Source organism: Serratia fonticola (assembly GCF_001006005.1).
Taxonomy (GTDB): Bacteria; Pseudomonadota; Gammaproteobacteria; order Enterobacterales; family Enterobacteriaceae; genus Chania; species Chania fonticola.
The window spans coordinates 3,259,235-3,273,690 of the sequence record NZ_CP011254.1; the positions used below are offsets into that span (position 1 = coordinate 3,259,235).

Genomic DNA, 14,456 nt, shown 5'->3' on the forward strand with positions numbered 1-14,456 from the left:
GGTTGTCAGCAGGAAAGCATCAGTGATGCTTAACCGGATGGGCGTGTTCCAGATCTTCAGTCTTTTTGCTGAAGCGGCGGCGAACCACCACGAAGAACACCGGTACAAAGAAGATTGCCAAGACGGTAGCTGTCACCATCCCGCCCATTACGCCGGTACCTACCGCGTTCTGAGCGCCAGAGCCTGCGCCGCTGCTGATAACCAGCGGCATAACCCCGAGGATAAAGGCCAGTGATGTCATCAGGATTGGACGCAGACGCATACGCACCGCTTCCAACGTTGATTCGATCAGCCCTTTACCTTCTTTATCCATCAGGTCCTTGGCGAATTCCACGATTAATATCGCGTTCTTCGCCGACAACCCAATGGTTGTCAACAGGCCTACCTGGAAGTAAACGTCATTCTCCATCCCGCGCATGGTCGCGGCCAACAGGGCACCGATGACGCCCAGTGGCACAACCAACATAACGGAGAACGGAATCGACCAGCTCTCATACAGAGCCGCCAGGCACAAGAACACCACGATCAGAGAAATGGCGTACAGTGACGGAGCCTGGTTACCGGACAGACGTTCCTGATAGGACATACCGGTCCAGTCATAGCCGACGCCGTTTGGCAGTTTCGCCGCCAGCTGTTCCATCATATCCATCGCTTCACCGGTACTCTTACCCGGTGCTGCCTGGCCGAGGATTTCCATCGATGGCAGGCCGTTGTAACGTTCCAGACGCGGTGAACCATATTCCCATTTCGCCGTGGCGAAGGAGGAGAACGGTACCATCTGCCCGGTGCTACCACGAACAAACCAGTTATTAATATCTTCCGGTAGCATACGGAACGGGGCTTCAGCCTGTACGTAAACCTTTTTCACACGACCGCGGTCGATAAAGTCGTTCACATACGAGCCGCCCAGCGCGGTGCCGATGGTGGTATTAATATCGCTCAGGGAAACGCCCAGCGTCTGTGCTTTCTCCTGATCGATGATCAGTTTGAACTGAGGCGTGTCTTCCAAGCCGTTCGGGCGCATGCCGACCAGCAAATCAGAATGCTCTGCCGCCATGCCCAACAGCTGGTTACGTGCTGCTGTCAGTTTTTCATGACCCAGGTTAGCCTGATCGATCAGCTGGAAGTCGAAGCCGGTCGCCGTCCCCAGTTCCACAATCGCTGGCAGGTTAAAGGCAAATACCAAGCCGTCTTTAATCTGCGAGAAAGCTCCCATTGCACGGGCAGCAATTGCCGGCACCTTGTTCTCTTCACCTTTACGCTCAGACCAGTCTTTCAGGCTGACAAACGCCAAACCGGTGTTCTGACCCTGGCCGCTGAAGCCGAAACCATTAACGGTGAACACCGAGTTAATGTTGTCGCCTTCTTTCTCGTGGTAGTAGCGGTTAACTTCGTCCAGGACTTTCTGGGTACGTTCCTGAGTAGCACCCGCTGGCATTTGCACCATGGTCAGCAGGATGCCCTGGTCTTCGTCCGGCAGGAACGAGGAAGGCAAGCGCATGAACAGTACTGCCATACCAACCACGATCAGCAGGTAGATCACCAGATAACGCCCGGTGCTACGCAGAATGTTCGCTACGCTATCGGTATAGTGATGGGTGCTCTTCTCAAACAGGCGGTTGAACCAGCCAAAGAAGCCGGTCTTGATGCCGTGATCGCCTTTCGGGATCGGTTTGAGCATGGTGGCACACAGAGCAGGCGTCAGGATCAACGCGACCAATACCGACAGCACCATGGCGGAAACGATGGTAATCGAGAACTGGCGATAGATTGCCCCGGTTGACCCACCGAAGAAGGCCATCGGGATAAATACCGCTGACAGCACCATGGCGATACCCACCAATGCACCCTGGATCTGTTCCATCGATTTCTTGGTGGCTTCTTTTGGCGGCAGGCCTTCTTCGGCCATGACACGCTCAACGTTTTCTACCACCACGATGGCGTCATCCACCAGCAGGCCTATCGCCAACACCATGCCGAACATCGTCAGGGTGTTTATCGAGAAGCCAAACGCAGCCAGGATGGCGAACGTCCCCAGCAATACTACCGGCACGGCGATCGTTGGGATCAGCGTAGCGCGGAAGTTCTGCAGGAACAGATACATCACCAGGAACACCAGGATGATCGCTTCAATCAGGGTTTTTACCACTTCGTTAATGGAAATCTTAACGAACGGCGTGGTGTCATAAGGGTAAACAACTTTCAGACTTGCAGGGAAGAACGGTTCCAGTTTGGCCAGTTCTGCCTTGACTTCTGACGCCGTGTTCAGGGCGTTGGCACCGGTTGCCAGCTTGATACCGATACCAGCAGCAGGCTTACCGTTAAAACGAGCAATAACGTTGTAGCTTTCACCGCCCAGTTCAACTCTGGCCACATCTCTCAGACGCACCTGCGAGCCGTCCGGGTTGACTTTCAGCTGGATCTTGCTGAATTCTTCCGGCGAGGTCAGGCGGGTTTGCGCGATGATCGAGGCGTTCAGCTGTTGGCCTTTTACCGGTGGAGTCCCACCGAGCTGGCCTGCAGCAACCTGGTTGTTCTGGACCTTAATCGCAGCGATAACATCGCCCGGTGTCAGTTGGTAGTTGTTCAGTTTGTTGGGGTCCAGCCAGATACGCATCGCGTACTGGGAACCGAACAGTTGAACGTCACCCACACCAGAGGTACGGCTGATAGGATCCTTGATGTTGGAACCTACATAGTCCGCGATATCCTCTTGCGTCATGCTACCGTCTTCGGAAATAAAGCCCGCCACCATCAGGAAGCTGCTGCTTGATTTCTCAACGCTAACGCCCTGTTGTTGCACTTCTTGCGGCAGCAGTGGCATTGCCAACTGCAGCTTGTTCTGCACCTGCACCTGAGCGATATCAGGGTCGGTACCAGAGTTGAAGGTCAACGTAATCTGAACGTTACCGGACGAATCACTGTTGGAGGACATGTACAGCAGGTTATCGATACCGTTCATATTCTGTTCGATAACCTGAGTCACGGTATCCTGCACCGTTTTGGCGTCAGCGCCCGGGTAGTTGGCGGCGATCGTGACTGCTGGTGGCGCAATGGTCGGATATTGCGCAATAGGCAGCTTCATGATCGACAAGATGCCCGCCAACATGATGATGATGGCGATTACCCATGCAAATATGGGGCGATCTATAAAGAACTTAGCCATGTATTACCGGCTCCTTTTTATGACTTCTTCTCGGGTTCAGACGCAGTCTGTGGCTTGCTATCAGCTTCTTGCGCTTTCACCTGAACGCCAGGCCTGATTTTTTGCAGGCCGGTGACAATCACGCGATCGCCCGGTTTCAAACCAGCCGTCACCAACCACTTGTTGCCAATCGCCTGCGCGGCGGTCAGCGTACGTACTTCCACTTTATCGTCCGCACCGACAACCATTGCGGTAGCTTCACCACGTGGGTTACGGGTGACGCCCTCTTGCGGAACCAGCAAGGCATCGCTACGTACGCCTTCGTCCAGACGGGCGCGCACGAACATACCTGGCAGCAAGGCATCGTTAGGGTTAGGGAAAATGGCACGAATAGTGATGGAACCGGTGGTTTCATCCACGGTCACGTCAGAGAATTCCAACGAACCTTCTTGTGCATATTCCTGGCCGTTTTCCAACAGCAGCTTCACTTTGGCCTTGCCGTTTTCCTGTTTCAGGGTGCCGTTAGCCAATTCCTGTTTCAGGCGCAGATAGTCGTTGCTTGACTGGGTCACATCGACATACATCGGATCCAGTTGTTGCACGGTAGACAGCGCATTGGCCTGACCGGAAGTCACCAGCGCCCCTTCGGTTACCGATGAAAGGCCGATACGACCAGAGATTGGTGAAGTCACTTTGGTGTAAGCCAGGTTGATACGGGCGGTTTCCACGGCGGCCTTGGCAGCGACCACGGAAGCGTTAGCCTGCATCAGGGTAGAGTTGGCATTATCGAAGTCTTGCTTACTGATGTAGCTAGTACCCAGTAAAGGCTTGTAACGGTTGACCGTCAGACGCGCGATTTCTGCTGCGGCCTGGGCTTTGGCCAGGTCGCCTTTGGCACTGTCATAAGCGGCTTGATAGGTCGCTGGATCGATTTGATACAGTGAAACACCCGCCTTGATATCGCTGCCTTCAGTAAAGTTGCGTTTCAGGATGATGCCACTAACCTGAGGGCGAACTTCGGCGATGCGGTATGCTGCGGTACGACCAGGAAGATCGGTAGTAATATTGAGAGGTTCAGCTTTCAGCGTCACCACACCTACGGCAGGAGCCTGGTGTTGGGCCTGTTGCTGGGTTTCTTTATCATTACATCCTGTAAGCACTAAGCTGCCTGAAAGCATCAGAACTGCCGCCAGAGGCGTTAACCCTCTGTTTTTGTTCATAGAAAAACCTCAAGTGTCCGATTTCAAATTGATCAATGGATCACAAGCTTTAAAACCCATTGCTGCGTTAATTTTATCTGCGTGCTATGGTACATACATTCGCGAATGTATGTAAATCACACCGCCCCTAAAAAACAACATCATGGCACGAAAAACCAAACAGCAGGCGCAAGAAACACGACAACAGATCCTCGACGCCGCAGTGAGGGAATTCTCCGAGCGTGGCGTTTCGGCAACCTCTTTGACTGATATCGCCACCGCTGCCGGGGTTACGCGTGGTGCAATTTACTGGCACTTCAAGAACAAGGTAGACCTGTTTAATGAAGTTTGGGAGCTCTCAGAATCGAAAATAGGCGATCTGGAGTTAGAGTATCAGGCAAAGTATCCCGATAATCCACTGCGTATTTTAAGAGAAATTCTGATTTATATTCTGACCGCTACGGTAGATGACTGTCGGCGCCGGGCATTGATGGAGATCGTGTTCCATAAGTGCGAATTTATCGGTGAAATGATGCCCTTACATGACGCTCGCAAGGTGCTTTACCTTGAAGGTTATGATCGTATCGAACGCGTTTTACGCAATAGCATGGATCAGGGGCAACTCCCTGCCGATCTGCATACCCGCCGGGCCGCAATCATCCTGCGTGCTTACATCACCGGCCTGATGGAGAACTGGCTGTTTATGCCGGAAAGCTTTGATCTCAAAGCCGAGGCGAGTATCTTGGTCGACAGCTTCCTCGAAATGGCGCAGCTTAGCCCTTCTTTACGTGTGAACGCGCCAGTCCTGTAGACCTCGATAAGGAGAATCCCAATGTCATCTCTGTTACTGATTGCCAACGGTGCGGCTTATGGCCAGGAATCGTTATTCAATGCGCTACGTCTGGCGATCACCCTGAAAGAACAGCAGCCCGAGCTGCAGTTGAAACTGTTTTTGATGTCCGATGCGGTTGTGGCGGGCATTGCCGGGCAGCAGCCGCGTGAAGGCTATCATTTGCAGCAGATGCTGGAGATTCTGACGGCGCAGCAGGTGCCGGTCAAACTGTGTAAAACCTGTGCCGATGCCCGTGGCGTCAGCCAACTGAAGCTGGCCGATGGCGTAGAAATTGGCACGCTGGTGGAATTGGCCCAGTGGACGTTGGCGGCAGAGAAAGTGCTGACTTTCTGATCCCCTGTGGTTCATTAACTGCAATGCTTTTCTTATTCATTGCCAACCTGCGATCGTGATAACCTTGACGCTTCATTGTTAAACCGACGTTAAATCATGAGTCGCAGGCGTATTCTCCCCGTAGTCCAAACTGTTTCCTTGTCTTACGCTGCGGGCCAATTCCGCAATATCACACTATGGTTTTTGTTGTTGGCGGCGCTGGTTCTGCCTTTGGGCGCGTTCGCGGCACAGAGCGGCGATCTCCCTGCGCGCAGCGACATTCAGAGCCAGATTGAGGCGCTGAACAAGCAAAAAAACCTGACGCCGGTTGAAAAACTATCCCTGCAGGATTTAACCCGCACGATGGAGTTGCTGGACGGCCTCGAACGCACCAAGCAAGAACTCAATCAACTTAAACAGCAGGTTCAGCAGGCACCGGCCAAATTACAGCAGGTCACGCGCGATCTGGAATCGCTGAAGAATCCGGCTGATGAAGCGGTAACGCGAGCCGAACTGCTGCCGCTGTCCCTGCGCCAGTTGGAAAGCCGCCTGTACCAAACGTTGGACGAACTGCAGGACACGCAAGAAAGCCTCTCGACCTACAACAGCCAACTCATCTCATTACAGACCCAGCCCGAACGTGTGCAAAGTAGTATGTACACCGCCTCCCAGCGCCTGCAGGAAATCCGTAACCTCCTTAGCGATCGCGCGCCGGGGCAAGAGGTGTTACGCAACACTCAACAGGTCATGCTTAATACGGAGCAGGTGTTGCTGAATGACGAGATAGACCTGCAACGAAGAAGGTTGGAGGCTAATACCACGCTACAGGATCTGCTCCAGAAGCAGCGCGATTACACCACTATGAACATCGACGCCCTGGATCGTCGGGTGCAGGTATTACAGGATGTGGTAAACAGCAAACGGCTGACGCTGTCGGAAAAAACGGCGAAAGAGGCGCAGAATCCTGAGGATGCCAGCGATATCCAGAGCGACAAGCTGGTGAGCAAAGAGCTGAACATCAACCGTCAAATCAGCCAGCGGCTGATCACCGCCACGCAAGAGAGTAATACCCTGTTCCAGCAAAATATTCAGGTGAAAAACTGGCTCGATCGCGGCCTGCAATCGGAACAAAACCTGAAAGAGCAGATCCAGGTATTGAAGGGGAGTCTGGTGCTGTCGCGCATTCTTTATCAGCAGCAGCAAAACCTGCCGCCGGGTACACTGGTAGCGGATATGAGTACCCATATTGCGGACTTACGGTTGGAGCAGTTTGAGATCAACCAGCAGCGCGATGAGTTGTTTAAGGGCGATGACTTCATCAACAAACTGGTGGCGGACAGTAAGGAAAAGGCCAACGGTGACGTGCTTGACGCCTTGAATGAAATTGTCGATATGCGCCGTGAGCTGCTCGATCAACTGAATAAGCAGCTCAATAACCAACTGTCGTTGGCTATCAACCTGCAGATTAATCAACAGCAACTGACCAGCGTCTATAGTTCGGTACAGGACACGCTGACCCAGCAGATTTTCTGGGTTAACAGCAACAAACCTATCGATTTCGCTTGGCTCAAGGGGCTGCCTGGCGCGGTGAAAGAACAGCTGGCCGGGCTGGAATTTAAATTCGAACCCGGGCAGTTGCTGTTAGGCGGGCTGCATGCCCTGGTGTTCCTGATCCCATTGCTGGTAGTGATTGGCCTACTGCGCTGGCGCTACCGCCTGATTGACAGGCATCTGCAAAAGCTGGCCAATGACGTCGGCCAGCTAAAGCGCGATAGCCAACTGCATACGCCGAAAGCCATTCTGCTCACCTTATTAAAGGTGTTACCGGGTTCTTTACTGCTGCTCGGTGCCGGATTCTGGTTCTATCGGGCCGATTTCAGCATCAGCGACTTTATCTGGGCCTTGTCACAACAGCTGGCGCTGTTCTGGCTGGTGTTTGGCTTCACTTTCCGCATGCTGGCTCCGGGTGGTATTTCGCAGCGGCATTTTAATATCCCGGCCGATCGCTGTGCGCACTATCGCCGCCAGACCCTAAGGTTGGGGCTTGCCCTGTTACCGCTGATCTTCTGGTCAGTGCTGGGAGAAAAAGCACCGCTGAGATTGGTCGAAGATGTCATTGGTCAGGTGGTGGTGATCCTGACATTGGCGCTACTAGCGGTGCTGGTGTTCCCCATCTGCCGCGACCATTGGCGTGAAAAAGACTCCCATAAGGTGCGGTTGCTGATGGTCACCGCGCTGGCTGCCACACCGGTGATCCTGCTAGGGCTGATGTTTGCCGGTTACTTCTATACCACGTTACGTTTGGCTGGCCGTTGGATCGATAGCCTGTATCTGTACTTCCTGTGGAATATCGTTTATCTGGCAGCGATCCGTGGCCTGAGCGTCGCAGCTCGTCGGTTGGCCTATCGCCGTGCCCTGGCGCGCCGCCAAAACCAGGCCAAAGAGAAAGAGGGAGCCGAAGGCAACGAACCGGTAGAGGAACCCCCTCTGGCGCTGGATCAAATCAACCAGCAGTCGCTGCGTTTGACCACCATGGTGTTGTTTCTGATCTTCGCCAGTGCGTTTTATGCGATATGGTCGGATCTGGTAACGGTGATCTCTTACCTCGACAGCGTTACCCTATGGCATTACTCCAGCAGCGTGGCGGGCAGTGTGATACCGCAGGCGGTAACGCTGGGCAATATGATGGTGGCCGTCCTGGCGGTGATCGTCGCTTACGTCATGACGCGTAACCTACCGGGTTTGCTGGAAGTGCTGGTGTTATCCCGCCTGCAGCTGCGACAGGGGGCGTCTTACGCCATCACCACCATTCTGACCTATCTGATTACGGCGGTGGGGACCATCACTGCGTTAGGATCGCTGGGCGTCTCTTGGGACAAACTCCAGTGGCTGGTGGCGGCGCTGTCGGTAGGTTTGGGCTTCGGTTTACAGGAGATTTTTGCCAACTTTGTTTCCGGCCTGATCATTCTGTTTGAACGCCCGGTGCGGATCGGCGATACCATCACCATCGGCACGTACTCCGGGACGGTCAGCAAGATCCGTATTCGCGCCACCACCATTACGGACTTTGATCGCAAAGAAGTGATCATTCCTAACAAAGCGTTTGTCACCGAGCGGCTGATTAACTGGTCACTGTCAGACACCATTACCCGCGTGCTGATTAAAGTGGGGGTGGCCTATGGCTCCGATCTGGACAAGGTCAAGGCGGTGCTGTTGCAAGCGGCGCATGAAAACCCGCGCGTGATGACGGATCCTGAGCCGATGGTCTTTTTCCTCAACTTTGGCGCCAGCACGCTGGATCATGAGCTGCGGTTATACGTGCGTGAGCTGCGCGATCGTAGCTATACCGTGGATGAACTGAACCGGGCGATTGACCGCCTATGCCGTGAGAACGACATTAATATCGCCTTCAACCAGTTGGAAGTGTATCTGCATAATCAGCAGGGCAACGAAGTGCAGGAGGTCAAGCGGACGCAGGTTCCAGGCATCGGTGATCAACCCGCGGTGTAGGAACCTGACAAGAACGCTAGCGGGCCATGATCATTGGCCCGCGGGCAAATATGGTGAGGTGATGCCCGCACGCTGCATCTTTTCCTGATAGTCTTTTCTGACGATATCCAGCGCGGCCAGCGCCGTTGCCGGATCGATCTCGTTGCATTCCAGCAGGTAAATCAAGTCTACCGCCAGTTGTAATTCTGGGGAGGCATTCTCTAGCGACATAAGTCCAACGTTTGTGTTAGTAAAGGGTTCTTCCCGTGTTTTAAACGCGGGAGAGACGGGATTGTGCTTTGGCTGAGTATAGTGAACCTGGCGCGGGGAGGGGAATAATCATTAAAATAATGTGACAAATATTCAAAAACCGTTTTCTTTTCTCTCGATACTGCGCTCTATGCGCGCCAACGCTTGCCGACAACGCACTAATCTGCCCTCGAATGCGGCCAGTTCCTGTTGTAATTTCTTCTGCGCGGCGAAGGTGGTCTGTTGCCCTAACAGACTTTCACGGTCCTGGATCATGGCGATCAGGCGGCGTTCATAATCCTGATGTTCGGCGAGCTTATGGTACAAATCGACCACCGCCACTTCCTTTGGCTGATTTTTACGCCGTATTGTCTGGGTCGCCATTTCGCGCTGTAACGCGGTGAGCTGTGCCACCAGCTTTTCTGCCAGAAAGGCGACGTGAGCGGTACGGTTGTCTTTGACCGCCGTTTGTAGCTGGGCAAAGTTCTTTTGTATCTCGGCCAGATAATCTCGTAACCGCGTGCCGTGGTTGGAGAACAGGGCAACGTCAAACCGCGCCTGCGAGATCGGGGTATCACCTCGCGGTTGGATTTCGCTGGCCAGGGCGGCGATCTGTTGTTCAAGCGCCTGTAATAAGCGGTGCGTAGTCACGTGAGATCCTTCGATAAGGCAGTAAGTGCCTAAGCTTGCCCGTGAAAGGGCGATCAGACAAGCGGCAAATGTCTTTCTACCAAACCCGCACCGGGAGCGGGCAGAAGTCATTAGCCGGATACTCTGGATGAAAATCTTTGTGATGTCGATCAAAAAAGCATAACGGTATACCTTTATGTTTTTATCCTTAAGGGTACACTGAGTCTGTGCCAACATTTCAGGGAAAATTATCCACCGTTGAACAAGGCGGAAGATAACTGCCGTTCGGATAAGCGTTATGTGGCATTCGCGATTGGCATTGACCAATAAAAAGTGACCTGTTGTTAACAGTCGATATCGTTAACAGATCTCAATAAAAGGTGCTCACATGAAATTATCAGTCCTCGAAAAGATAGGATTTGGCGCCGGTGATATGGCGATTAATATCATTATTATCGCCATGCAGTTATTGCTTGCGTATTTCTACACCGATATTTATGGTTTACATGCCGCTGACGTTGGCGTCTTATTTGTGGTTGTGCGCTTGATTGACGCGATTATCGATCCGCTGATGGGAGTATTAACCGATAAAGTCAATACCCGCTGGGGGCGCTATCGTCCCTACTTATTGTGGTTCGCCATTCCGTTTGGTTTTGCCGTTTATCTGATGTTTATCACGCCGGATGTGGGCTATACCGCAAAATTGGCGTGGGCCTACTTTACCTATATTTTAATGACCGTGATCTATACGGCGATCACCATTCCCTATATTTCCATGATTGGGGTCATTACCGACGACCCGCTGGAGAGGCTGAGTGCCAATGGTTACCGGTTTGTGATGACCAAAATTGCGGCGTTCCTGGTGACCATTGTCGTGCCGCTAATGGCGGTATGGCTTGGTCAGGGCAGCAAGGCACATGGTTATCAACTATCGATGGGCTTGATGGGTGTGATGGGAGCGGTGCTGTTCATCTTCTGCTTTATGACCACCCGTGAACGCAGCCGCCCAGAAATTCCCACCATGCGATTGCCCGAGCAGTTCAGGCTGTTGCTGCGCAACGATCAGTGGTTACTGCTGGGCATAGTGATCATGTTACTGATGTGCGGCTATGTTATCCGCGGTTCCGTAGCCGCCTACTATGCCAAGTATTACCTTAACGGTGGCGATGCCCTGATTTCGCCTTTCCTGACCGTAGGGGTTGTGGCCTCGATACTGGCCATGATCTCCACCACCTATATCACCCGGGCATACGATAAAATAAAGCTGTTCCGTTATACCCAACTGATGACCTTTGTTTTAAGCCTGGGCATGTTCTTCCTGGTGGGACAAAATAACCTGTGGCTGGCCTTCGTATTCTATTTACTGATTAACTATTTTTGCGACATGCAGATGCCGATATTCTGGTCCTCCATTGCTGAGGCCGTCGATTATGGTGAAAATAAAACCGGCAAACGAGTTTCCGGTCTGGCATTTGGTGGCATTTTGTTCTTCCAAAAATTTGGCATGGGGATCGCTGGTGGATTATTAGGATTCCTGCTGAGTCATTTCGGCTATCAACCCGATGTTCAGCAGACCAGCAATGCATTAACCGGTATTGCGATGATGATGACGATAATTCCGGCGTTGTTCCATTTAATCATCGGCCTATTGATGAAACGTTATGTCATCAATAATCACTATTATGCTGAGTTGAAACTGGCCTTAGCCAAGCGAGGGTGAGATGAGCAGTAACAACAAGATATGGGTGATTGGCGACGCATCGGTTGATCTGGTGCCTGATGATCAACAGCGTTATCTGAAATGCCCTGGCGGCGCATCTGCCAATGTGGCGGTGTGTGTGGCCAGGTTGGCAGGGCAGTGTGGGTTTATTGGCCGCTTGGGGCTAGATCCGGTCGGCCATTTTCTGGCACAAACTCTGCGGCGCGAAGGGGTGGATATCAGCAGCCTACGTCTCGATCCCGCATTAAAAACTGCCGTGCTGATCGTATCGCTGGAGGATGACGGTGAGCGTTCCTTCAGCTATCTGGTGACTCCCAGTGCCGATAGCTTTGTCTGCGAACAGGACCTGCCGGTTTTCGCTGCAAATGAGTGGTTCTATTTCAACTCCATCGGGCTTATCCGGGAGCCTTCGCGTAACGCCTGTCTGGCTGGAACGCGCCAAATGCAACGGGCAGGAGGCTCGGTGCTGTTTGACGTCAATCTGCGAGAGGCGATGTGGGATCGGCCTGAGGAGATTCTACCGCAGGTGACTAGCGCCATCGGGCAGGCCGATATCTGCAAGATTTCTGCCGACGAGCTGTGCCGCCTGTCAGCTCAGTCGGACTGGCGAAGTGCTCGTTACTATGTCCGTGATTTGGGCTGTAAGACGACGGTGATCTCTCTCGGTGCCGAGGGGGCCTACGTCATCCATCAGGGACAGGAACACTATTCTCCAGCTATTGCGGTACAGGCTATTGATACCACGGGAGCCGGGGATGCCTTTGTCGGAGGTTTGCTGAGCCACTTGGCACAACAAACGAACTGGCGTCATCAATCACTGGCCGATGCCCTGTTGACCGCCAACTATTGCGGCGCTGCGGCGGTGACACAGAAAGGTGCCATGACTGCTTTACCTACTGCTGGACAACTGGCGGAGTTTCATGCGGCCTCTTCCAGCCAGGCTGCTGTTGCAAATGACACACCAAGGAGACTTGAATGAACGCAAATTATGACAAAGTACTGGGTTGCCTGATTGGCGCAGCTGCGGCCGATGCGATGGGAGCGGCGACGGAAGTACGCACGCAACAACAAATCAAGGACACTTTTGGTGGCTGGGTGACGACTTTCCTCAAGCCTCCGGCGGATACCTTTGGTCGTTGTAACGAGGCTGGGATGTGCACCGATGACTTCCTTCAGGCGAAATATATTATGGACGCCCTGCTGGCGCATGGGCGTCAGGTTTCAGATAAGGCAATGAGGGAAGCCTTCCAACGTTGGCTGGATTATCCTTTTTATGCCAACTTTACTGGTCCCACAACACGTGCGGCGATGAAGGCGATTTTTGACGATAATCGCACTTCTTTGCAGGGGGAACTGGAAGGTGAGAAGCAGTCGGTGCAGATTATCAACGGAGGCAATGCTGCCGCAACCAACGGTTCGGCGATGAAAATCTGGCCAGCGGCGGTATTACACCCGGCAGAGATTGATCGGGCGATCGAATGCGCTCTGGATATTGCCCGCTTTACCCATAACAACGTGCTGGCGATGTCGGGGGCTGCAGCCATGGCAGCGGCGATCAGCGAGGCCTTATCCACTTCGGCCAGCCGCGATTCGATTATTGCTGCCGGCATTTACGGTGCCGATAAGGGGCTGGTACTGGCTGCCGAGCAGGGAGCAGCAGCGATAGCCGGGCCATCCGTGGGGCGGCGAATCGAGTTGGCCGTCGCCATTGGCAAACGCCACTTGCATTGGGAAACGGCAATTGTCGAACTTAACGATATCATCGGCACCGGGTTGCATGTCAGTGAAGCGGTACCGGCTGCCTTTGGCCTGTTCGCCTGCAGCGCCGCCAATCCGGTTGATGCTATTGTTTCCGCAGTTAATATCGGCAATGATACGGATACGGTTGCTACCATGGTGGGTGCCATCTCAGGCGCATTCCACGGTGCAGCAGCATTGCCCGCAGACTACCTGAGTATCCTGGATCGTATGAACCACTTTTCTCTGGAGGCGTTAGCGGGTTCAATCACGCAATAAAAGCCAGATAGGGGAAGGGGCAGGCTCTTTCCCCAGTAAACAAGATGAGGTCATCAGGTGGTGGTAGACAAGGCGAGCTATACGCCGCTGTATAAGCAGTTGTATTCGATCATCTGCCATCAGATCCTTGATGGCACTTATAGCCTCGGCGATCGCTTACCAACGCAAAAGGAAATTGCGCGTCAGTTTGATGTTTCGCTCATTGTTGTCAAACAGGCCTGGAATGATTTGGTAGACAGCGGGATCATTGTCTCGCAGCGCGGCACGGGTTCGGTGGTGAACGCATTACCGGAAGGGGTAAGCTATGGCCACACGTTTCGCGGTATCACCTCTGACCTGAGCTTTTCCCAGATACGCATAGAAAACCAGATCCTGATGGTGGCACCACGCAGTGCCAAAGAGGCATTGCTGGATGGTCTGAATCTGCCAGCCAAGAACAAGTATCTGTTTATCTCCCGCGTTCGCTATGCCAAAGGCAAGCCGTTCAACCACGAAAAGATTTACATTAACCTGTCGTTTTTCCCCGGTTTGCAGCTGGTGCCAGAGGATTTGGCACAGCAATCGTTATATCAGTTGCTGGAAAACCGCTATCAGATCACCATCGGTTCTGCGGTGGAGAAGATTGACGCCGTTATGCCTTCGCCTGAATTATGTGAACGTTTGCAGATTAGTGCTGATATGCCGCTGTTATCGGTCGCACGTCAGACGTTCCTCCGCGATGAGAATGAACCTTTTGAATATTGCCGTTATAGTGTCTTATCAGACTACTTCGGTGAAATTCATTATCAGTAATGCGCTCTTGGTGATTTTTGCAGTTGGCCGCCAAGCGCTAGGGTGCCACCA

11 protein-coding genes are annotated in these 14,456 nt (G+C 53.0%); 7 read left to right on the forward strand and 4 right to left on the reverse strand.

The window, feature by feature from the left end; genetic code table 11:
- Positions 1-19 precede the first annotated feature (19 nt).
- Both acrB and sdeX read right to left on the reverse strand, forming a co-directional pair.
- The gene (gene acrB / locus WN53_RS14445) at positions 20-3,166 is read right to left on the reverse strand and encodes a multidrug efflux RND transporter permease subunit AcrB (protein WP_024484399.1); all 3,147 of its coding nucleotides are present in this window, start codon (positions 3,164-3,166) and stop codon (positions 20-22) included.
- Positions 3,167-3,183: 17 nt separating this feature from the next.
- Positions 3,184-4,365, reverse strand: coding sequence for a multidrug efflux RND transporter periplasmic adaptor subunit SdeX (sdeX, locus tag WN53_RS14450; protein WP_024484400.1), 1,182 nt, complete (start codon positions 4,363-4,365; stop codon positions 3,184-3,186).
- Positions 4,366-4,507: 142 nt separating this feature from the next.
- Here sdeX and acrR point away from each other — a divergent pair, with 142 nt between their 5' ends.
- From acrR to mscK, 3 genes are all read left to right on the forward strand, one after another.
- Positions 4,508-5,155, forward strand: coding sequence for a multidrug efflux transporter transcriptional repressor AcrR (gene acrR, locus WN53_RS14455; protein WP_024484401.1), 648 nt, complete (start codon positions 4,508-4,510; stop codon positions 5,153-5,155).
- Between the two features lie 21 nt (positions 5,156-5,176).
- Positions 5,177-5,530: a DsrE/DsrF/TusD sulfur relay family protein gene (locus WN53_RS14460; RefSeq protein WP_024484402.1), complete on the forward strand. Its 354-nt coding sequence runs from the start codon at positions 5,177-5,179 to the stop codon at positions 5,528-5,530.
- A gap of 96 nt (positions 5,531-5,626) precedes the next feature.
- Positions 5,627-9,019 (forward strand): mechanosensitive channel MscK, encoded by a 3,393-nt coding sequence (mscK, locus tag WN53_RS14465; protein ID WP_037412007.1) that lies wholly within the window; start codon positions 5,627-5,629, stop codon positions 9,017-9,019.
- A 30-nt stretch (positions 9,020-9,049) separates the two neighbouring features.
- Here mscK and rsmS read toward each other — a convergent pair whose 3' ends face one another.
- The gene (gene rsmS / locus WN53_RS14470; RefSeq protein WP_021180129.1) at positions 9,050-9,229 is read right to left on the reverse strand and encodes a pleiotropic regulatory protein RsmS; all 180 of its coding nucleotides are present in this window, start codon (positions 9,227-9,229) and stop codon (positions 9,050-9,052) included.
- A gap of 132 nt (positions 9,230-9,361) precedes the next feature.
- Positions 9,362-9,898, reverse strand: a complete 537-nt coding sequence (gene priC / locus WN53_RS14475) for a primosomal replication protein PriC (RefSeq protein ID WP_024484404.1) — start codon at positions 9,896-9,898, stop codon at positions 9,362-9,364.
- A 367-nt stretch (positions 9,899-10,265) separates the two neighbouring features.
- Between priC and WN53_RS14480 the strand changes: the two genes are divergently transcribed.
- Genes WN53_RS14480 through WN53_RS14495 form a run of 4 tightly spaced genes read left to right on the forward strand, consistent with a single transcriptional unit; the run spans position 10,266 to position 14,405 of the window.
- The gene (locus WN53_RS14480) at positions 10,266-11,597 is read left to right on the forward strand and encodes an MFS transporter (RefSeq protein WP_024484405.1); all 1,332 of its coding nucleotides are present in this window, start codon (positions 10,266-10,268) and stop codon (positions 11,595-11,597) included.
- Position 11,598: 1 nt separating this feature from the next.
- A complete protein-coding gene (locus WN53_RS14485) occupies positions 11,599-12,576 on the forward strand; it encodes an aminoimidazole riboside kinase (protein WP_024484406.1) in 978 nt (325 codons plus the stop codon).
- Positions 12,573-13,613 (forward strand): ADP-ribosylglycohydrolase family protein, encoded by a 1,041-nt coding sequence (locus WN53_RS14490; RefSeq protein ID WP_024484407.1) that lies wholly within the window; start codon positions 12,573-12,575, stop codon positions 13,611-13,613. Before WN53_RS14485 ends, WN53_RS14490 begins: the two co-directional genes overlap by 4 nt.
- Before the next feature lie 57 nt (positions 13,614-13,670).
- Entirely contained in the window at positions 13,671-14,405 is a 735-nt protein-coding gene (locus WN53_RS14495) for a GntR family transcriptional regulator (protein ID WP_024484408.1), read from the forward strand.
- Positions 14,406-14,456: the final 51 nt, after the last annotated feature.

Bases quoted from the DNA above. Each gene is read 5' to 3' on its own strand.
- WN53_RS14490 (WP_024484407.1), top strand. From the start codon at position 12,573: ATGAACGCAAATTATGACAAAGTACTGGGTTGCCTGATTGGCGCAGCT.
- acrR (WP_024484401.1), top strand. From the start codon at position 4,508: ATGGCACGAAAAACCAAACAGCAGGCGCAAGAAACACGACAACAGATC.
- acrB (WP_024484399.1), bottom strand. From the start codon at position 3,166: ATGGCTAAGTTCTTTATAGATCGCCCCATATTTGCATGGGTAATCGCC.
- mscK (WP_037412007.1), top strand. From the start codon at position 5,627: ATGAGTCGCAGGCGTATTCTCCCCGTAGTCCAAACTGTTTCCTTGTCT.
- WN53_RS14485 (WP_024484406.1), top strand. From the start codon at position 11,599: ATGAGCAGTAACAACAAGATATGGGTGATTGGCGACGCATCGGTTGAT.
- WN53_RS14480 (WP_024484405.1), top strand. From the start codon at position 10,266: ATGAAATTATCAGTCCTCGAAAAGATAGGATTTGGCGCCGGTGATATG.
- sdeX (WP_024484400.1), bottom strand. From the start codon at position 4,365: ATGAACAAAAACAGAGGGTTAACGCCTCTGGCGGCAGTTCTGATGCTT.
- rsmS (WP_021180129.1), bottom strand. From the start codon at position 9,229: ATGTCGCTAGAGAATGCCTCCCCAGAATTACAACTGGCGGTAGACTTG.
- WN53_RS14460 (WP_024484402.1), top strand. From the start codon at position 5,177: ATGTCATCTCTGTTACTGATTGCCAACGGTGCGGCTTATGGCCAGGAA.